The organism is Ferrovibrio terrae (assembly GCF_943371255.1).
Classification (GTDB): domain Bacteria; phylum Pseudomonadota; class Alphaproteobacteria; order Ferrovibrionales; family Ferrovibrionaceae; genus Ferrovibrio; species Ferrovibrio terrae_B.
This window is the reverse complement of record NZ_CALRUC010000030.1, coordinates 17,955-37,657: the sequence shown is the minus strand read 5'-3', so window position 1 is coordinate 37,657 and position 19,703 is coordinate 17,955. Positions and strand designations below refer to the sequence as shown.

Genomic DNA, 19,703 nt, shown 5'->3' with positions numbered 1-19,703 from the left:
CCCGGCACGGTGAACCAGGTGCGCGCCTGCGCCCATGAGCTGGTGCGCGTGGCCAAGCAGTCGAATGCCTCCGTCTTCCTGGTCGGCCATGTCACCAAGGACGGCCAGATCGCCGGCCCGCGCGTGGTCGAGCATATGGTCGATACCGTGCTGTATTTCGAGGGCGAGCGCGGCCACCAGTTCCGCATCCTGCGCGCCGTGAAAAACCGTTTCGGCGCCACTGACGAGATCGGCGTCTTCAGCATGACCGATGGCGGCCTGGCCGAGGTGTCCAATCCCTCGGCGTTGTTCCTCGGCCGCTCGGAAGCCGGCAAGGGCGAGCCGGTAGCCGGTTCCGCCATCTTCGCGGGCATGGAAGGCACCCGGCCGCTGCTGGTCGAGATTCAGGCCCTGGTCGCCCCCTCGCCGCTTGCGACACCGCGCCGCACCGTGGTGGGCTGGGATTCCGGCCGGCTGGCCATGGTGCTCGCCGTGCTGGACGCCCGCTGCGGCTTGCGCTACTCCGGCTGCGACGTCTATCTCAACGTCGCCGGCGGGTTGCGGGTGGTCGAGCCTGCCGCCGACCTGGCCGTGGCCGCTGCCCTGCTCTCGGCGCTGGCCGACAGTCCGGCGCCGGAGCGCACGGTGTTCTTCGGCGAGGTCAGTCTGGCCGGCGAAGTGCGGCCGGTAAGCCAGTCGGAGTCGCGGCTGAAGGAAGCGGCCAAGCTTGGATTCACCCATGCCGTGATGCCGGCCGGGGCCAAGACAAAGGTCAAGGATATCGGGACGAGCGAGCTGATGCGGCTGAACGAACTGGTCGAACTCTTCCCCGCCGCCCGGGCAGCGGCCAAGCGGGCCAATGCCGGGCGCGACCGCAGCAACTGGACCGGGGACGAGGAATAAGCATGACGTCGCTGCCGATCAACATCGTCGACCTGATCGTCATCGTCATCCTGCTGCTGTCGGCCCTGCTGGCGCTGTTCCGCGGCTTTGTGAAGGAAGTGCTGTCGATCGTCGGCTGGGTGGCAGCCCTGGCGGTGACCTACTTCTTCTTCCCCCTTGCCCGCGAGATTGCCCGTACCTATATCGAGTCACGGATTTTCGCCGATATCGCGGCCGGCATCGCCCTGTTCCTGCCGACCCTGATTCTGTGTTCGATCCTGACTCACTGGATTTCCGAGCAGGTCCGGCGGGCGTCGGCGATTTCCGCCGTCGACCGCTCTTTGGGCTTCCTGTTCGGCCTGGCCCGCGGAGCGCTGATCGTGGTGGTTGCCTGGTGGATCGTCGATCGCCTGATCCCGGTGCCGACCCAGCCGGCCTGGCTGGCCGAGGCCCGGACCCGGCCGCTGGCGGTGATCGGCTATACCTGGGGGGCCGAAATGATCCTGCGCCAGATCGATCCGACCCGGGCGCCGGAAAAAAAGACGACCGGACCGCTGTCTACGCCGATTCCAGCCCATACAAACCCGGGCAGCGGCACTGACTCGCGCGGCCAAACCGGCTATAAGACCGAGGAACGCCAGGGCATCGAGAGTCTGATCCGCACCCAGGACAAACCTTGAAGCCGCCACAAGCCACGATGGGCCCCCAGTACGCACCGTGGCGATGGAGCCGTTAAACATGCAGACGAACCCCTTTGACGATGACAAGCTGCATGAAGAATGCGGCATCTTCGGCATTTTCGGCACGCCAGATGCCGCAGCCAACACGGTGCTCGGGCTGCATGCCCTGCAGCATCGCGGCCAGGAGGCCGCCGGCATCGTCGCCTATAACGAAGGGCGCTTTAACATCCATCGCGCGCTCGGCCATGTGGCGCCGAACTTCTCCTCCGAAAAGGTGATCCGCGAACTGCCCGGCGACAGCGCCATCGGCCATGTGCGCTACTCCACCTCGGGCGGCACGCTGCTGCGCAACGTGCAGCCGATCTATGCCGATCTGGAACTGGGCGGCATCGCGCTGGCCCATAACGGCAACCTGACCAATGCCCGCATGATCCGCGACGACCTGGTCGCCAAGGGCAGCATCTTCCAGTCCACCATGGACACCGAGGTCATCACCCATCTCGTCGCGCTGAGCCGCAAGGCCACCGTGGTCGATCGCGTGATCGACGCGCTGAAGCAGGTGGAAGGCGCCTATGCGCTGGTGGCGCTGACGCCGAAGAAGCTGATCGGCGTGCGCGACCCCTGGGGCGTGCGTCCGCTGGTGCTGGGCGATCTCAAGGGCTGTCCGATCCTGGCCTCGGAAACCTGTGCGCTGGACATCCTCGGCGCCGATTTCGTGCGCGATGTCGAACCGGGTGAGCTGATCGTGATCGATGCCGACGGCATCCATTCGCTGCATCCCTTCCCGCCGGTGCAGCGCCGCTTCTGCATCTTCGAATACATCTATTTCGCCCGGCCGGATTCGCAGGTCGAAGGCCTCAGCGTGTATGAGTCGCGCAAGCGCATCGGCGCCGAGCTGGCCCGCACCAATCCGATCGATGCCGATGTGGTGATCCCGGTGCCCGACAGCGGCGTGCCGGCCGCCATCGGCTATGCAGCCGAGAGCGGCATCCCGTTCGAGCTGGGCATCATCCGCAACCATTATGTCGGCCGCACCTTCATCGAGCCGACCGATCAGATCCGCCATCTCGGCGTCAAGCTGAAACACAATGCGAACCGCGCCTATATCCAGGGCAAGCGGGTGATCCTGGTGGACGACTCCATCGTGCGCGGCACCACCTCGACCAAGATCGTCGAGATGGTGCGCGAAGCCGGTGCCAAGGAAGTGCATATGCGCATCGCCTCGCCGCCGACCACCCACAGCTGCTTCTACGGCGTCGATACGCCGGAACGCTCCAAGCTGCTGGCCGCCACCCATTCGATCGAAGAGATGACCAAGTTCATCAAGGCCGACAGCCTCGCCTTCCTCAACATGGAAGGGCTGTATCGCGCCATGGGCCAGCCGGCCCGCGATCCGCTGAAGCCGGCCTTCTGCGATGCCTGCTTCTCCGGCGACTATCCGATCGGCCTGACCGATGAAGTCAACCGCGGCATCCGCGGTCCGCGCCAGCTCACCCTGCTCGCCGAAACCGGCTGAGCGATCTCCACCACCGTATAGAAGACCGACACGAATGCGTCTCAAGGACCGGATTGCGCTGATCACCGGCGCCAGCCGCGGCATCGGCGCCGCGATTGCCAAACGCTATGCCGCCGAAGGCGCCCATGTGATCTGCGTGGCCCGCACCGCGGGCGCGCTGGAAGAACTGGATGACGAGATCCGCGCCGCCGGCGGTGCCGCCACGCTGGTGCCGATGGATCTCGGCAAGACCGAAATGATCGACGGCCTGGCCGCACCATTGCTGGAGCGGTTCGGCAGGATCGACATCCTGGTCGGCAATGCCGGCATCTTCGGCCGCATGACGCCGCTGCACCAGTATCCGCCGGACCTGTGGGAACAGGTGTTCAAGCTCAATGTGCATGCCAACCAGCGCCTGATCCGCGCCGTGCACCCGCTGCTGTTCGCCTCGCCATCGGGCCGCGCGCTGTTTGTCACCTCCAGCGTGGCGCGCGACATCCGCGCCTACTGGGGTGCCTATGCGGCCTCCAAGGCCGCGCTGGATGCCATGGTGATGGGCTATGCCAAGGAAGTGGCGCAGAGCAACATCAAGGTGAACCTGGTCAATCCCGGCGGCACGCAGTCGAAGATGCGCGCCGAAGCCTTCCCCGGCGAAGACCCGAAGACGTTGCCCAAGCCGGAAGACATCATGGAAGTCTTTGTCGCGCTGGCCGAAGCCGGCTGCACGCATCATGGCGAATGGATTTCCGCCCGCGACTATTGCGGCATCGGCAAGCCGGCCTGACACGATGCCCGCAAACCCGTCCCGCCATGCCGATGTGATTGCCCGCCTGCTGGCCGCCCGCAATGGCGGTCCGCTGGTGGAGGCCGATGAGGCCAGCGAGCCGCGCAGCATCACGGAAGCCTACGAGATCCAGTCCGGCGTGATGAATTCGCTCAACAGCACCGTCGGTGCCTGGAAGGTGGGCCGCTCGGCTGCCGGCCAGCCGCTGATCTGCTCGCCGATCCGCGCCGACCTGATCCGTCCGGCCCCTGACACAAGGCTGCCGGCAGAAACACGCCTGCGCGGCCTGGAACTCGAAGTCGGCTTCCGCATCGATGCCGCCCTGCCCGCCGCCGACGATCCGGACTTCATGCCGAAGCTCGCGGCCGCCGTTACGCCGCTGCCGGTCTTCGAGGTGGTCGACAGCCGGCTGAGTGATCCGCAGGCCGCGAGCCCGCTCTGGCGCCTGGCCGATTTCCAGCTCAATGCCGGACTCATTTACGGCACGCCGCTGCCCAAAGGCTGGCGCGCGGAAGCCTTCGACAAGCCCATCGTGCAGCTGGTGGCCGATGGCGTGGAAGTCTGCGGCGGCCCCGCGACGCTGAACACCGGCACGCCGTTTGGCATGCTGGCCGACCTGGTGCGTGAATGCCATCATTGCGGCGGCGTGCAGCCGGGCCAGATCGTCACCACTGGCGCCTTCACCGGCCTGCGCTTCTTCAAGGCCGGTGCCACGCTGACCGGCAGCATCAGCGGCATGACGCCGATCACGATGACATTTGCGACGGCCTGAGAGTCTCCGTCCGTCATGGCACGGCATGGCGATGAAATGATGAACGCAAAATCTCCCGCCGCCGGCATGGCGCTGGTCGCCTTCGGTGCCATCGGCTTCGGCCTGATGCCGCTGTTTGCCCGCACGGCCTATGCCGATGGATTGCCGGCGCTGTCGCTGCTGAGCTGGCGCTTTGGCATCGCTTTCCTCTGCCTGCTGCCATTCCTGCCACGCCTGCTGGCGGCGAAGCGCGACACGCTGGTCGCGATCCTGGCCGGCGCCGGCTATATGGGCATCAATCTGTTTTACTTCCTGGCGCTGCAGCGCCTGACCGTCGCGCTGACGGTGCTGATCCTGTTCACCTATCCGCTGTTCACCATCCTGATCGGCTGGCTGGGGTTCCTTGAAAAACTGACCTGGCCCAATGCGCTGGCAGCCCTGCTGGTGCTGCTGGCCGCGATTCTGATTCTCGCGCCGGCCGGCTTTGGTGACAGCATCGACATGACCGGCATCGCCATGGCCTTCGTGCCGCCGGCCGCCTATGCGCTGTTTGTGCATATCGCCGCCAAGCGCCTGAGCCGGGTGGCGATCCCGGTGCGGCTGGGCGGCGTGTTCCTCGGCGGCCTGATTGCCATGCTGGTGCTGGGCATCATCATGGATGGCGGTATCACCATGCCGACGAGCATGGCCGGCTGGGGCGCGACCGTGGCACTGGCGCTGCTCAGCACGGTCTTCGCCCTGGGCCTGCTGCTCTATGGTGCGCCGCTGGCCGGTGCCGAGCGCACGGCGGTGGCCGGCGCCAGCGAGCTGGTGACCGCGCTGATCGTCGGCGTCGTGGCCTATAATGAAGCGCTGAGCGGCACCATGCTGGTTGGGGCCGGACTGATCATCGCGGCCATCCTGCTGGCCGCCCGCAGCGGGGCCGGCCCGGGCGAGCCCAACCGGCCGCATGCGGATTAAAACACTTATATAGTGTATATAAAGACCATCAACATATTGAATTGATAAAATAAGGCCACCCGCTTAGTCTGCCCTGCGTAGGGTGAAACGGGAGGAAAATATCATGCGTGCCCCATTCCTTGGCCTGGCCGGCGTTGCCATGGCCTGCCTGATGACCGCTGCCGTGCCGACGCAGGCGCAACAGCGGATCGCCGCCGTGAACGACACCGTGCTGGCCGCGCAGGCCTGCAATGTCTGCCACGGCAGCGCCACCTATGTGTCGCCGACCATGCCGCCGATCCATGGCGCCGATGCCGGCGCGCTCTACAGCGCCCTGATCGATTTCAAGACCGACAAGCGGCCCTACACCATCATGGGGCGGATCGCGCGCGGCTATTCCGACGAGCAGCTGAAGGCGCTCGCTGATTACCTGTCAAAGAACTGAGGGAGATATCACCATGAGCAGCTTCTCTCCCAAATTCTCGCGGCGCCAGATTCTGGCCGGCGCCACCATCGCAGCCGGCAGCTTCGCCATCCCCCATATCGCCCGCGCGCAAGCCGCTGCCGGCCGCGTCGTCGTGATCGGCGGCGGCTTCGGTGGCGCCACGGCGGCGCGCTACATCAAGCTGTTCTCGCCCGACACCGATGTGGTGCTGGTCGAGCGCGATGCGAATTACATCACCTGTCCCTTCTCGAATTACGTGCTGGGCGGAATCCGCGACATCACCAGCATCACGCACCGGCGCGATCCGCTGCGGCAGCGCCATGGCGTGCGCCTGGTGCGCGGCGAAGCCAGCGCGGTCGACACCACGGCGCGCAGCGTGCGGCTGAAGGATGGCAGCAGCCTGCCCTATGACCGCCTGGTGGTGGCGCCCGGCATCGAGCTGAACTTTGGCGGCGTGGCCGGCTGGAACGAGCAGGCCGCCAACACCGTGATGCCGCATGCCTGGAAGGCCGGGGCGCAGACTTTGCTGCTGCGCAAGCAGCTGGAAGCGATGCCCGATGGCGGCACGGTGATCGTGGCGCCGCCGGCCAATCCGTTCCGCTGCCCGCCCGGTCCCTACGAGCGCGTCAGCATGATCGCCTGGTATCTCAAGACCAAGAAGCCGAAGTCGAAGATCCTGGTGCTGGATGCCAAGGATGCCTTCTCCAAGCAGGGCCTGTTCATGGCCGGCTGGGAAAGCCAGTATCCCGGCATGATCACCTGGGTGGCCGGCAAGGATGGCGGCAAGGTGGAGAGCGTCGATCCGAAAAACATGACGGTGACGGCCGGCTTCGGCAAAGAGAAAGGCGCCGTGGTCAACATCATCCCGCCGCAGACGGCGGGCAAGATCGCCCTGGATGCCGGACTTGCGGAATCGAATGGCTGGTGCGCTGTCGATCCCGCCAGCTTCGCCTCGCGCAAGGCCACCAATGTCTATGTGCTGGGCGATGCCTCGATTGCCGGCGCCATGCCCAAGTCGGGCACCGCCGCAAACAGCCAGGCCAAGGTGGTGGCGGCCCATGTGGCGGCCGGCCTGCGTGGCACGGCCGTACCGGCCGCGGTGTTCCACAACACCTGCTACAGCCTGGTGACGCCGGACTATGGCATCTCGGTCACCGGCACCTATCGCCCCGGCCCGCAGGGCGTGGCGGAAGTGCCCAGCTCCGGCGGAGTGTCGCCGGGCAATGCCAATGCGGCCCAGCGCAAGGCCGAAGCCGATTTCACGCTCGGCTGGTATGCCGGCATCATCGCCGACACGTTTGGCTGAGTCCGGCAGACAGACTGACGACACCAACAAAAAAACCCCGGGGCACGAAGCTCCGGGGTTTCAGTTGGGGAACACGAGGGTCATCCCTCGACGCTGACCCTGTTGTTATTCCATGCCGTTGTCAGGGGTGATGTGATCGTGGTCACAAAGCCTGAGGCCGGTGGCGCAGCGGCCTGCAACCTTCACCGCACCGTCATACAACCCGTATTCTGCGAGGGCGTCAGACCGCTTCGGCAAAGCTGGCAATCACGTCGCCGTGATTCTTCACCAGCGCGAGGCGGAAGCCCTCTGAATCCGGCAGATGCCGTTCGAGCTGGCGGATCGCCGCCTTCTGAGTCGCGGCCTGTACCAGATAGAACCGCCCGTTGGTCCATTGGCGCGCCGGGTGGTCAGGATCGGTTTCCTTCATGCCTTCATTATCGTGATGGGCGATGAATTCCCAGATCATGCCGCCGGGATCGAAATTCTCCGGCGGCGTGACGCGATAGACGAAGGGCAGCTTTTCCTCGGCATGGCGCTTTTTCAGCGCGGCCAGTTCAACCTCGGCATTGGCGAGCTTCTGTTTCGCCGCTGCGATATCCTTGGCAGCCTCGACAGTCTGCGCCTCGGCATGCTCGGCCGCCGTGCGCAGCTGGTCGAGACCCGACTGCAGATAGCGCGTGCGGCTGGCAACCGATGACCAGGCATCGCGGGCGCGCTCGAAGGTCAGATTGCCGACCAGCAGGATCAGCGCCAGGTTGGCGGCCAGCACCAGCACATAGGCGATCGACATCACATCGAAATTGAAATCAAACATCGGCGCGCTTCAGCTTTCCGCGAAAGGCCTGGATCGAAAGCACCGAGGCCTCCTTGCTGAACCGCTGGCGGCAGAGCTGGCGCGCGGTATCGCCATCGACGCCCCAGATCACCAGCCGGCCCATGCGATAGCCATCGGCATTGGTAGACGTGGTGCCCAGGCCGTTGAACATCGCGTGCTTGCGGTGCAGCAGTATCTTGGCATACCAGCCGGTGGCTTCCGCAGTGGGGCGGCCGATCTCGAAGACGGTGCTGTTCTGCGGGTCCTGCAGGGCCTGCTCGGCATGGCGCAGGGCCTGCGCCTCGCGGAACACGCCGTGATACTGCGACTCAATGCCCTGCAGTTCCTTGTTGCGCGCGGCCAGATCGCTGGCCTTGTCGAGATAGGTGTGGCGCGCGGCTTCGGTTTCGGCATTCAGTCGCGCCACGCCATGGTGGTTGGTGGCCATGTTCTTCACCACGCGCGACAGGGCATCGCCACCGATGCCGATGGCCAGCAGCAGGATGATCCCGGGAATGATCGCAATGGCGATGTCGACGATGGTCATGACGGGGCGGTGGCGGCCAGAACTTCTGAGTGTGGGAATTCTATTACTAGTTGCTTATTGCCCAGCGGTTAATTCTGAACAACCCCCAATCGCGTCACATCTGCCAATAATCATAGTTAATATATAAAAATCAATGATTTAGAAAATTTATCCGCGATACCGGAGGATCGCTTTGAGCCAGGTCAAAGCCGCCGTCCCCGGGCCATGCTCCACTGTGGCCATGTCCGATTCCGCCCGCCTTGCCGCCCTCGCCGCCCGCATCGGCCCCGTGCCGCGCTACACCTCTTATCCGACCGCGCCGCATTTCCAGCCCGCCAGCGGCGATGCCGGCTGGCGCGGCTGGCTCGACGCGCTGCCCGCCGACAGTGCCTTTGCCCTTTATGTGCATGTGCCCTTCTGCCGGCAGATGTGCTGGTATTGCGGCTGTAACACCCAGGTGCTGAAAGGCAATGCCACGCTGGAGCGCTTCCTGGCGCTGCTACTGCGCGAGATCGATCTGGTCGTGCCACACCTGCCGGCGCGCCCGCGCCTGAGCGGCCTGCATTTCGGCGGCGGCACGCCGACCATCCTGGGCGGCGATGGCCTGCAGCGCGTGGCCGAAACCCTGCACCGCCATTTCGATGCCATGCCCGATGCCGAGATCGCCATCGAGATCGATCCGCGCCATTTCGAGGCCGGCCTGGTGCCGGGCCTGAAGGCGCTGGGCATCAACCGCGCCAGCCTTGGCGTGCAGAGCCTGGATGAAAGCGTGCAGGCGGCGATCAACCGGCACCAGCCGCTGGATGTGGTGGCCCGCACCGCCGATGCCCTGCGCACCGCCGGCATCAATTCGATCAATCTGGATCTGATCTACGGCCTGCCGGGCCAGACGGTGGAAAATGTCACCGACACCGTGCGCGCCAGCCTCGCCCTGCAGCCCGACCGCATCGCGCTGTTCGGCTATGCCCATGTGCCGTGGATGAAGCCGCATCAGGCCCGCATCGACACAGCGACCCTGCCCGACACCGCCGCGCGCTTTGCGCAGGAGGCTGCGGCGGCGCAGGCCCTGACCGAGGCCGGCTATTGCCGCGTCGGCCTCGACCATTTCGCCCGCCCGCAGGATGCGCTGGCGCAGCAGGCCGCCGCCGGCCAGCTCAACCGCAATTTCCAGGGCTATACCACGCAGACCGGCGAGGTGCTGCTCGGCTTCGGCCCCTCGGCGATCAGCACGCTGCCGCAAGGCTATGCGCAGAACATTCCCGCCGTCGCCGGCTGGCGCGCCGCGGTGGAGGCCGGGCAGTTGCCGGTTGCCCGCATGCGCGCGGTGAATGCGGAAGACATCCTGCGCCGCGCCGTGATCGAGCAGCTGATGTGCCATCTGCAGGTCGATCTTGCCGCGCTGACCGCGCAGCATGGCATGGCGCCAGACATTTTCGACGCCGACCTACCGCGCCTTGCGCTGCTGGAAAGCCACGGCATCGTCATACGTCAGGGCTATGAACTGCGCATCCCCGAAACCGGCCGACCGCTGGTGCGCCAAGTCTGCGCCGCCTTCGACAGCTATCTGCAGCAACAGAATGCCGCGGCACCGCCGCGCCATGCCGCAGCGTGACTCACCGGACTGTAACCGCCATCACGCTTGATTTTTCGCTGCGGCGCACCTTCTGTAGCCGTGCCTTCCCTTTTCTCGCAATGGATTTCCCATGACCGGACTGTTTGATTCCTATCGCCTCGGCAAGATCACCCTGCCGAACCGCATTGTGATGGCGCCGCTGACCCGCAATCGCGCCGGTGCCGGCAATGTGCCGACCGCGCTGATGGCTGAATACTATGCGCAGCGCGCCGCCGCCGGCCTGATCGTGGCTGAAGCCACCCAGGTGGTGCCGGAAGGCCAGGGCTATCAGGACACCCCCGGCATCCATTCAGCAGAACAGATCGCCGGCTGGAAGCGCGTGACCGATGCCGTGCACGCCAAGGGCGGCCGGATTGTCCTGCAGCTGTGGCATGTCGGCCGCGTCAGCCATGTGGATCTGCAGCCCGGCGGCCAGGCGCCGGTGGCGCCATCGGCAATCCGCGCCAAGACCAAGACTTTCGTGGGCGGCACCTTCACCGATGTGTCTGAACCGCGCGCGCTGCGGCTGGACGAGCTGCCCGCCATCATCGAGGGCTATCGCAAGGGCGCGGCCAACGCGATTGCCGCCGGTTTCGATGGCGTCGAGATTCATGGCGCCAATGGCTATCTGCTCGACCAGTTCCTGCGCGACGGCATCAACCAGCGCACGGATGCATATGGCGGCAGCATCGAGAACCGCGCCCGCCTGCTGCTGGAAGTCACCCAGGCCATCGTGCAGGAGATCGGCGCCGAACGCACCGGCATCCGGATCTCGCCGGTGACGCCGGCGAATGACGCTGCCGACAGCAACCCGCAGCCGCTGTTCAATTACGTGGTCGAGCAGCTCGATCGTCTCGGCCTGGTCTATATCCATGTCATCGAGGGTTCGACCGGCGGTCCGCGCGACAACCTGCCCTTCGACTACGGCGCGCTGCGCAGCCGCTATCGCGGCGCCTGGATCAGCAACAACGGTTATGATCGCGCCTTGGCGGACAACACCCTGGCCAATGGTCGTGCCGACCTGATCGCCTTCGGCCGCCCCTTCATCAGCAATCCCGACCTGGTGGAGCGCCTGCGCCGCGATGCGCCGCTGGCGGAGCTGAACCGCGCCACGCTCTATGGCGGCGGCGCCGAGGGCTATACCGACTATCCGGCGCTTGAGGCGACGGCAGAATAAAAAAAGGGGGCCGCAAGGCCCCCTTTCCATATCCGAAGCAGGTTTTAACGGAACAGGCTGAGCAGCGTATTGGGCTGCTGGTTGGCAATCGACAGCGCCTGGATCGCCAGCTGCTGGCGCACCTGCAGCGACTGCAGCGTGGCGCTTTCGGCCGCCACATCGGCATCGACCAGAGCACCGAGGCCGGTCTTGGTGGCATCGACGAGATCGTCGACAAAATCCTTCTGCAGCGTGATCGAGCGCGACTGCGCCGCCACCTGCGCCGAAATCGAATTGACCAGGGTTTCCAGCGTGCCGAGATCGGCCATGGCCGAACTGTAATTCGACGCTGCGGTGTAACCGCCGGTGAACATACTGGAGAAACTGGCCGCCGCCGCCGACAGCGATGACCCGGTCTGCAGGGTGAGCGTGGTGCCCGACACATCGGCGACGAAGGTGACCGAGGTATCGGCGGTCAGCAGGTTCTTGCCGTTATAGGTGGCCTGGCCGATATAGTTCTGAATCTGGCTGACCAGCTGGTTCACGTCATTCTGGTAGACCGTGCGCTGGTCGGAGGTGAGCGAACCGTCGGCCAGGTTGGCGAACTTGGCCTTGATGTCGCCAATCAGGTCGGAAATGCCGGTGAGTGCGGAGGCCGTCACCTGGCCAAGCCCCTCACCGGCGGCCAGCGAGGATTGCACCGAGGCATAGGCCTTGATATTGCCGCGAATGCCCTGGGCGACGGCGAAGACCGCTGCATCGTCGGAGGCATCGGCCACCTTGTAGCCGGTCTGCACCCGCTTGGAGGTGGTGTCGAGTTCGGAATTGACGCCGCGCAGCGAGGACAGGGCAACCAGCGCGCCGATATTGGTGTTGACTGAATTCGTCATGATGAACAGTCCCTTTCTAGGATCGAAGCCGCCGTCATGGCGACCTTTCAGCCGCGCCACCCTAGAAACCGGCCACCACGCCAACAATCGCGAAGCGACGGAAGAAACCTGCCGTTACAACGTGATAGGAAAATTTATGTCCGCTTAACCAACACAAAAACCTGCGCCGGAAACGTTGTTACGTTTCATGTCAGCAGTGCAGAAACCGCCAGCCCCATCCCCACTGCCGGTAAAATCGCCGCATCCCCGGACTCCCGCAGGAGCGGCCTGTCATGACCATCGACCTCAGCGTTCTGTACGGCACCAGCAGCACCAGCAGCACCGGCTCGATGTCGGCACTCGCCATGTACAAGAAGCTGCAGAAGACGGCGGAGGAAAACGAAAGCGCGACCAGTGAGGCCGCCGAGGCCGAAAAGGTTCAGACGCAGATCCGCGAGATGAACAATGCCGTCATCAAGGCACGCAATGCCCAGTTCAAGCAGATCAACGCACAGATCTCCACCGACGTCAGCTATTTCCAGAACCGGGTGACCAGCGCCACCACAGTGGACGAGCTGATGAACGATGACCGTTTCCTCAAGGTCATCGCCTATGCCAATGGCTATGAAGACCTGTATCTCAGCAACAAGCAGAAGCTGCGCGATATCCTGACCAGCGACCCGAGCGATGCCAGTTCGGTGGCACGTCAGGGCACTTTGAAAGATCTGGAGCTGGCGCAGAAATACGGCTTTGGCACCACCGGCACGCTGACCGATGTCGATGGCAATACGGTCGGCCTGGATGCCGATGGCAATATCGTCAACGACGATACGGTGGAAACCGCCCTGCCCGCCGGGCTGGCCAAGCTGCGCGGCCTGGCTGTCGACAGCAGCGGCCAGGCCCTGCTCGACAGCGATGGCGCGCTGATCTATGGCACGAACCTGAAAACGAATGATGCCACGGCCTACAGCCAGGCCCGCACCAAGACGCTGCTGACGGAAGAGACCGCGCCGACCGATACCGACGAACCCTATGTCTATGCCGGCGAGGATTTCGACCGCTTCACCCGGCGCACCGATATCCAGAAGGATGTGGCCTATTTCGAGGAAAATATCGGCAGCGTCACCTCGGTCGACGACCTGTTCGCCGACCAGCGCCTGCTCAATTTCATCCTCAAGGCCTATGACATGGAGAGCGAGGCGCAATATCCGGGCAAGATCCGCAAGATTCTGGAAAGCGACCTGACCGACAGCAACTCGCTGGCCAACCGCTTCACCGATCCGCGCTACGAGAATCTGGCCGCCGACCTGGACTTGTTCGCCTCTGGCGTCACCACCCTGACCACTGCAGCGACCATCGAAAGCATCACCGAGAAATACCAGCAGACCGCCTATGAGAAGAATCTGGATGAGCAGGCGCCCGGCGTGCGCATCGCCATCGAATTCAAGCGCCGGCTGGAAGATGTCAGCACCACCGTGCAGCTGCTCGGCGATTCCGTGCTGCGCGAGGTGATCACCAAGGCGAATTACATTCCCGACGAACTGGCCTATCAGGAAACCGAAGCGCAGATCGCCACGGTGGAAAAGAAGGTCGATGTTAACGAATTGAAGAACGATCCGGACCAGATCGAGAAAATAGTGCTGCGCTATCTCAGCATCAAGGACAGTGCCAGCACCAGCAGCGGCAGCGGCGACAGCTACCTGCTCAACCTGTTTGCCTAGCGGAACCTGCGCTTGTCGCAGTCAGCCGTGGCGACCGAACGGTTATATGGCCCGCGCCGGGTCGCCGTGGCGTAGCGGCGTGCCGTCGCCGCCATAAACTCTTCACGCGAGACGCGCCAGTCGAGATTGACATCGGCCGCCATCACCAGGTCCAGTTCGCGATGCACGATCAGGTTGCTGTCGTCGCGGAACGGCGAGGCCGGGCCGCGAGACACCATGCGGGGGCTGGGCGGCGGTTCCAGCGGACGGCGCAGGGCCGTCAGCTCGGTGACCGTGACAAAGCCATCGCCATCGGTATCCGCGCGCAGGAACCAGCGCAGCGCATCGGCCTCCAGCTCGGCCTGCAACAGCAGCCCGTCGCGATTGGCATCGGCCGCGGCGAACCAGCCCTCCAGCAGTGTTTCACAGCGCGCAGTGTCGTTCACCGCGCCCAGCGGCTCGCCATTCGGACTGGAAATCAGCTGCGCCCCGGGCGGCCGTTCCGGCCCGAAGCCACAGCCCCCCAGCAGCGCCAGCAAGATGGCCGATATCACGACAGGCTTCATGGTCTCCTGACCCGGAAAAAAAGCCGGGCTAACCAGACCGGCCGCCCATCATAGATAATTGACCAGCGACAAGGCCAGCGTCTTGCTGGTCACCAGATAGGCAGCCTCCAGCGCGGTCTGCAGGTTGGCGATGCTGGTGGAGACTTCCGCGGTATCGGCATTCTGGATATTGCCGATCCGGATGGTCAGCAGATCCTTGGCGCGCAGATGACGCTCCTGCACCTCGGCCAGCTGCTGCTGCTTGTAGCCGTTGCGCGAGGCGGTGGTCTTCAGCTCCGAAATGGCCGTCGTGAGCTGCTTGACCGCGTCATCCACCCGGGTCTGGTAGTTGACATCATCGGTGCCGAGATCCTGGGTGGCATCGCGGAAGCGCACCACGGCATCGATCAGGCGCTGGAAGCCCGGCTCGACGGCCGAGACACCATAGGACACCCGCTCCTTGTCATCGACATAGAGGCCGACTTCGTCGATATCGTAGAAATTCTGCACATCGGTGGTGGCGGCGGTGTTGAGATAGGGCGGCTGCGGCGCCGGAATGGCGCTGGTGATCACCTGCAGCGGATCGTCATAGCCGGCGGTGACACCGGGCACGGCACCGGCGGCATAGGTGGTCGGCAGCGCCGACAGCGAATCATTCAGCGGGTTGGTATTGTAGTTGCTGGCCGAAAACAGATAGCGGTCACCATCCTTGGTCTGCAGGATGCTGCCGATCTGGTCGAGCAACGTGCTGGCCTGCACCGCCGGCGCCGAGGTGGTGGCAAAGGCGGTGTCGCGATTCTGGATCATCATGCTCTGGGCATCGGTGGCCAGATCGATGATCTTCTCGATCGAGAGCGCATAGAGGTCGGTACGGTTGATCGCGGTCTGCACGCCGCTGTTATAGGTATCCACCGTGCCGAGCTTGGATTTGAGCTGGCCCAGTTCCTGCGCCTGGCTCGATACGCCGATCAGGCCATCCAGCTTGAGGCCACTGGCAAGCTGCTGGTTCTGCTGGTTCAGCATGGTGGTCAGCAGGCTGATATTGCGGCTCATCGCCATCTGGCTGGCCAGTTGGGTTGTTGCGGTGATGGCTACCATGGTTCAGCTCCCGATTGCGATGACTTGGTCAAACATCTCTTTGATGGCATTCATGATCTGCGCCAGCGCCGCATAGTTGTTCTGCAGCATGGTGAGCTGCGCCAGCTCGTCATCGACATTGACGCCGGTGAGATTGCGGAATTTCTGCTCGATGGCGGCCTGCAGGCTTTCGGCGGTGTCGCGATTGGCCTCGTTCTCGCTGGTCTGCTTGGCGTTGTAGGCCATGACGCCGCTGGCCAGGCCAAAGATATTGACACTGGAAATGCTGAGCCCGTTCGGCGCGCCGGCCGGATTGACCTGTGCCGCAGTGAGTGTGGTATTGCGCATCGCCTGCTGAATATCGCCCATCAGGCTCGCGTCGAGTGTCGTGGGATCGGCCACGAAGGAGCCATCGATCTCCAGCGTGCCGGCGGCATCGCCAGCGGTGTAATTGAAGATATTGGAGCCGTAGGCTGTGTTCACCACATCGGCGATATTCTGCGCCAGCGAGTCGAGCTGGTTGAAGAATTTCTCCAGCGTGCCGACATTGCCGTCCGAGCTGGCCTGCGCGGCGGCACTGGTATCGAGGTAGTCCACATTGGCACGCAGCGAACCGCTGCGGAAACCGGCCGTCACATCGTCGCCGTTGCCGTTGCTGATCGTGTTGGTGGTGGCGTTGTAGCTGAAGTTCTGCGCCGTGCTGCCGGCCAGCTGGGTGCCGGCCTCGGTATACACCGTCATCACGCCGGTATCGCTGGTCACCGTGCGCACGCCGACCAGGCCGGCCATCTTGGTAACCTCGGCATCGCGCAGGTCTTCCAGATCGCCGGTCGGATAGCCGGCGGCCTTCTGGCTGACGATCTGGGCATTGAGCTTGGCGATATTCTTGCTCGCCTCGTTCAGTGTATCCAGGCCGGTGCTGATATCGTCGTAAGCCTGGGTCTGCAGGCTGCTGCGCAGGCCGGCCATGCGGCGGATCTCGGCCGACAGCTCCTGGCCGCGCTGCACCACCAGCGCCTTGAGCGATGCATCTTCCGGCGTTGCCTCCAGGCTTTTGACCGCCTCCTCGAAGTTGGTCATCATCGATTCCAGCGTGGTCTGCCCGCCGCTGGTATCGTCGGCACCCAGCGCTTCGGCCAGGGCACGGGACCGGTCGGCGGCGGTGCTGAGCTGGTTGTAATCCGCCGTCGCCGCGTAAAAATCCTGCAGCAGCTCGGGCGATGCCGCCCGCACCACTGCCGCCACCAGGGCCGCCTGCGGCTCGCCGCCCGCTGTCGGCGTGGTCAGCTGGACAGTCTTGCGCGTGTAATTCGCATTCTGCGCATTGGCGATATTGGCCGAGACCACGCTGGTCTGGGTCTGGATGGTGGCCAGGCCGGTGACCGCCGTATTGAGTGCCGCTGTCAGGGACATGCTGTCGCCTCCTCAGATCATCCGGCGCCTAGCGCCGGATGTTGATGGTTTCCTGCAGCAGCTCGTCAGTCGCCGTGATGATGCGCGCATTGGCCGAATAGGCGCGCTGGGCTACGATCAGCTTGGAGAATTCATCGGCGATATCGACATTCGATCCCTCGATGGCCGCCGAGACGAAGTCGCCGACACCGCTGGAGCCGGCCTGGGCCAGGATGGCCGCACCCGATTGCGGCGTCGCCACGAAAGCATTGCCGTTGACGCGATCCAGTTCGGTGGGATCGCTGAAGCGGGCCAGCGGAATCTGGTAGAAGGTCTTCACATTGCCGTTGTCGAAGGTGACCGAGACAAAGCCCTGCTCGTCGATCGCCAGGCTCTTGAAGGTGCCCTGCGGCACACCGTTCTGGCTGAAATCGTTCAGCGTCAGGGTATCGCCGGAAAACTGTGTGGTGCCGATGGTGTTGCCATAGGAACCGAGATCGAGGCTGATATCCTGCGACCCTGATCCGAAATTGAGCGAGAAGTTGAAGGCGGCATTGTCATCGACTGCACCAGCCGCGCTGGCCGTCAGGCCACCCGCCGAGTCCAGCGACGACAGCGCACCGGCGGAGATATCGGCGCCGACGCCGCCGAGTGAACCACCGAAGCTGACCGTGGCCGGACCGAAATTGGACGGCGTGCTGTCGGGCGCTTCGACCGCCAGCGTCCAGGTATCCGTACCGATGCGGGTCCAGGTGAGATTGAGCGTGCGGGCATTGCCGAGCGCATCGAAAATCTGGATCGAACTGACCGGCAGCGTCGCCGGCAGGCCGCCACTGGTATTCTCCACATTCGACGGCAGGTTGGCGGCGTAATCCACTGTGCTGGTCGCCACCGGTGCGTCCAGCAGGTTGGAGACCTGCACTTCCGTGGTGCTGGAGGTATCGACCACACCGGTGACCGGATCGACCGACCAGCCCTGCAGATAGTAACCCGAGGAGTTGACCAGGAAGCCCTGCGAGTTCTGCGTGAAGTCGCCGACGCGGGTGTAATAGCTGGTGGTCTCAAAAGTCGGCAGGCCGGTGGTGGAATCGATGCCGGTGGCTTTCGACACCGGTACGAAGCCGTTGCCGGAAATCGCGATCGAGGTGGTGGACGACACCTGGGTGATCGAGCCCTGCGCATTGTTGGCGAAGAAGGGCTGGTTCAGCACACCGCCGGATGAATGCGTGTTCGACTGCGCGCTCGACTGCGTGATCAGTGTCTGGAAGCGCGATTCCACCTTCTTGTAACCGATGGTGCTGGCATTCGCGACGTTGTCCGAGATGTAGCCGATCGCGGTGGACTGCCCGTTCATTCCCGAGATCGCGGTCTGCATTGCACCGGTAATCGACATGGCTTGGCTCCTTGGCTGGATGGCGGTGTCGCCGATCCTCAGAGCAAGGAGCGTGCCGTTTTATGACTCTGATCCTATACCCTTGGTCGCGCTGGATTTCTTGCCAAAGGGTAAAGCGCAGTTAACCTTTGCCCGTCCGTTCGCGTCGGCAAATTTTGCCGGGCTGGGAAAAATATGCATAGTTTAAGCGTATTTAACGATAATCCGTACAATATGTATGGTGTGTTTCCGGCAACAAAAGTTAACAATGTGGTGGAATGCTTAAACCCGGTTAAGGCATCTCAGCAAGAATATTTCAGGAACAATATTCGAGCCTGCAGAAGGGCTTAGCCGCACCACGACGCCCTGCCCGGTCTGCGCCGCAACAGCGCAGGCGCACTGTCGCAATGTTGCGGTATGTGTCGGTCTTCACCAACGCGGCTTCAGTCATCTTCCCGCATGCAACGGCATGCCCCTTGCTCTCTGTGATGGTCAGGACAATTCGATCCAGCACAGGGTGCAGCGATGACGATCAATGGCGTGATGAATGTGGCGGTGCAGGCGATCACTGCGCAGTCGATGGCGATCAGCAACATCTCCGACAATGTCGCCAATGCCACCACCACCGGCTACAAGGCGGTGGAGACGCAGTTCCTCGATGTGCTGCAGGGCATGCAGGCCACCAGCAGTCCGGTGCTGGGCAGCACCAGGCAGATGGGTGTGGTGGCCTCGGCCGACTTCGCCAATCGCGGCCAGGGCCAGATCGTCGATGACGACAGCACCACATCGGCGGCAATCAGCGGCAACGGTTTCTTCGTGGTGGCCAAGGCAACCGCGGTGGATCCGGAAACCGGTGAACCGACCGGCTTTGAAAATACGCCCTACTACACCCGCCAGGGCGATTTCCATCTCGACAGCAGCGGTCGCCTCGTCAATTCTGCCGGCTATTACCTGATGGGGTCGGCCAGCGGCACCGGCACCACGCCGTCGATCCTGACCATCGATACCGGCGACAATGCCGCCGGCGGCGGCTTCAGCAGCGTCAGCATTGCCGATGGCGGCGTCATCACGGTGAATTACGACGACGGCAGCACCGGCACCCAGGGCCAGGTGCTGCTGGCCAATTTCCGCGAGCCCGACAGCCTGGACCGCATCGACGGCACCGCCTATGTCGCCACGGCCGAGTCAGGCGCGGCCGTCTACGGCAATCCGATGGCGGGCACCAATGCAGCCGGCATCGGCACCATCGTCGGCGGGGCACTTGAATCCTCCACCGTGGATACCGCCGACCAGATGACCAAGCTGATCATGGCCCAGCAGGCCTATTCGATGAATTCGCAGGTGATCCAGGCGGCCAACGAGATGATGACCACGGTGGTGGGGATGAAGAGCTAGGG

The 19,703-nt window shown here is 63.8% G+C and carries 19 protein-coding genes; 12 read left to right on the top strand and 7 right to left on the bottom strand.

Annotated elements, in window-relative coordinates:
• The 8 genes from AAG799_RS08915 to AAG799_RS08880 all read left to right on the top strand — a co-directional run.
• On the top strand, nt 1-882 hold an 882-nt coding region (locus tag AAG799_RS08915; RefSeq protein ID WP_341895473.1), incomplete at its 5' end, for a magnesium chelatase domain-containing protein.
• 2 nt (nt 883-884) lie between these two features.
• Nucleotides 885-1,541: a CvpA family protein gene (locus tag AAG799_RS08910; protein ID WP_341895472.1), complete on the top strand. Its 657-nt coding sequence runs from the start codon at nt 885-887 to the stop codon at nt 1,539-1,541.
• 58 nt (nt 1,542-1,599) lie between these two features.
• Nucleotides 1,600-3,057, top strand: a complete 1,458-nt coding sequence (purF, locus tag AAG799_RS08905; protein WP_341895471.1) for an amidophosphoribosyltransferase — start codon at nt 1,600-1,602, stop codon at nt 3,055-3,057.
• Between the two features lie 34 nt (nt 3,058-3,091).
• Nucleotides 3,092-3,820 (top strand): SDR family NAD(P)-dependent oxidoreductase, encoded by a 729-nt coding sequence (locus tag AAG799_RS08900; RefSeq protein WP_341895470.1) that lies wholly within the window; start codon nt 3,092-3,094, stop codon nt 3,818-3,820.
• Nucleotides 3,821-3,824: 4 nt separating this feature from the next.
• Nucleotides 3,825-4,592 carry a hypothetical protein gene (locus AAG799_RS08895; protein WP_341895469.1) on the top strand — a complete coding sequence of 256 codons (768 nt, stop codon included), beginning with the start codon at nt 3,825-3,827 and terminating at the stop codon, nt 4,590-4,592.
• Between the two features lie 36 nt (nt 4,593-4,628).
• Entirely contained in the window at nt 4,629-5,531 is a 903-nt protein-coding gene (locus AAG799_RS08890; protein ID WP_341895468.1) for a DMT family transporter, read from the top strand.
• A gap of 103 nt (nt 5,532-5,634) precedes the next feature.
• Nucleotides 5,635-5,955 carry a hypothetical protein gene (locus AAG799_RS08885; protein WP_341895467.1) on the top strand — a complete coding sequence of 107 codons (321 nt, stop codon included), beginning with the start codon at nt 5,635-5,637 and terminating at the stop codon, nt 5,953-5,955.
• Between the two features lie 13 nt (nt 5,956-5,968).
• A complete protein-coding gene (locus tag AAG799_RS08880) occupies nt 5,969-7,261 on the top strand; it encodes an NAD(P)/FAD-dependent oxidoreductase (protein ID WP_341895466.1) in 1,293 nt (430 codons plus the stop codon).
• Nucleotides 7,262-7,481: 220 nt separating this feature from the next.
• Here AAG799_RS08880 and AAG799_RS08875 read toward each other — a convergent pair whose 3' ends face one another.
• A complete protein-coding gene (locus AAG799_RS08875) occupies nt 7,482-8,057 on the bottom strand; it encodes a hypothetical protein (RefSeq protein ID WP_341895465.1) in 576 nt (191 codons plus the stop codon).
• Nucleotides 8,050-8,604 (bottom strand): hypothetical protein, encoded by a 555-nt coding sequence (locus AAG799_RS08870; RefSeq protein ID WP_341895464.1) that lies wholly within the window; start codon nt 8,602-8,604, stop codon nt 8,050-8,052. Before AAG799_RS08870 ends, AAG799_RS08875 begins: the two co-directional genes overlap by 8 nt.
• Nucleotides 8,605-8,824: 220 nt before the next feature.
• Here AAG799_RS08870 and hemN point away from each other — a divergent pair, with 220 nt between their 5' ends.
• Entirely contained in the window at nt 8,825-10,195 is a 1,371-nt protein-coding gene (gene hemN, locus AAG799_RS08865; protein ID WP_341895463.1) for an oxygen-independent coproporphyrinogen III oxidase, read from the top strand.
• A 91-nt stretch (nt 10,196-10,286) separates the two neighbouring features.
• The gene (locus AAG799_RS08860) at nt 10,287-11,372 is read left to right on the top strand and encodes an alkene reductase (RefSeq protein WP_341895462.1); all 1,086 of its coding nucleotides are present in this window, start codon (nt 10,287-10,289) and stop codon (nt 11,370-11,372) included.
• 44 nt (nt 11,373-11,416) lie between these two features.
• On the opposite strand, the gene AAG799_RS08855 is transcribed toward AAG799_RS08860, so the two are convergent.
• A complete protein-coding gene (locus AAG799_RS08855) occupies nt 11,417-12,241 on the bottom strand; it encodes a flagellin (protein WP_297687649.1) in 825 nt (274 codons plus the stop codon).
• Between the two features lie 272 nt (nt 12,242-12,513).
• Here AAG799_RS08855 and AAG799_RS08850 point away from each other — a divergent pair, with 272 nt between their 5' ends.
• Nucleotides 12,514-13,941: a DUF1217 domain-containing protein gene (locus AAG799_RS08850; protein ID WP_341895461.1), complete on the top strand. Its 1,428-nt coding sequence runs from the start codon at nt 12,514-12,516 to the stop codon at nt 13,939-13,941.
• On the opposite strand, the gene AAG799_RS08845 is transcribed toward AAG799_RS08850, so the two are convergent.
• Genes AAG799_RS08845 through AAG799_RS08830 form a run of 4 tightly spaced genes read right to left on the bottom strand, consistent with a single transcriptional unit; the run spans nt 13,938 to nt 18,327 of the window.
• A complete protein-coding gene (locus AAG799_RS08845) occupies nt 13,938-14,486 on the bottom strand; it encodes an EF-hand domain-containing protein (RefSeq protein ID WP_341895460.1) in 549 nt (182 codons plus the stop codon). The two genes, AAG799_RS08850 and AAG799_RS08845, sit on opposite strands and share 4 nt — an antisense overlap.
• Before the next feature lie 48 nt (nt 14,487-14,534).
• Nucleotides 14,535-15,563, bottom strand: a complete 1,029-nt coding sequence (locus AAG799_RS08840; RefSeq protein WP_341895459.1) for a flagellin — start codon at nt 15,561-15,563, stop codon at nt 14,535-14,537.
• A 3-nt stretch (nt 15,564-15,566) separates the two neighbouring features.
• Nucleotides 15,567-16,955, bottom strand: coding sequence for a flagellar hook-associated protein FlgK (gene flgK, locus AAG799_RS08835; protein WP_341895458.1), 1,389 nt, complete (start codon nt 16,953-16,955; stop codon nt 15,567-15,569).
• Between the two features lie 28 nt (nt 16,956-16,983).
• Nucleotides 16,984-18,327 carry a flagellar hook protein FlgE gene (locus tag AAG799_RS08830; RefSeq protein WP_341895457.1) on the bottom strand — a complete coding sequence of 448 codons (1,344 nt, stop codon included), beginning with the start codon at nt 18,325-18,327 and terminating at the stop codon, nt 16,984-16,986.
• 504 nt (nt 18,328-18,831) lie between these two features.
• Here AAG799_RS08830 and AAG799_RS08825 point away from each other — a divergent pair.
• Nucleotides 18,832-19,701, top strand: coding sequence for a flagellar hook basal-body protein (locus tag AAG799_RS08825; protein ID WP_341895456.1), 870 nt, complete (start codon nt 18,832-18,834; stop codon nt 19,699-19,701).
• The last annotated feature ends 2 nt before the right edge of the window (nt 19,702-19,703 follow it).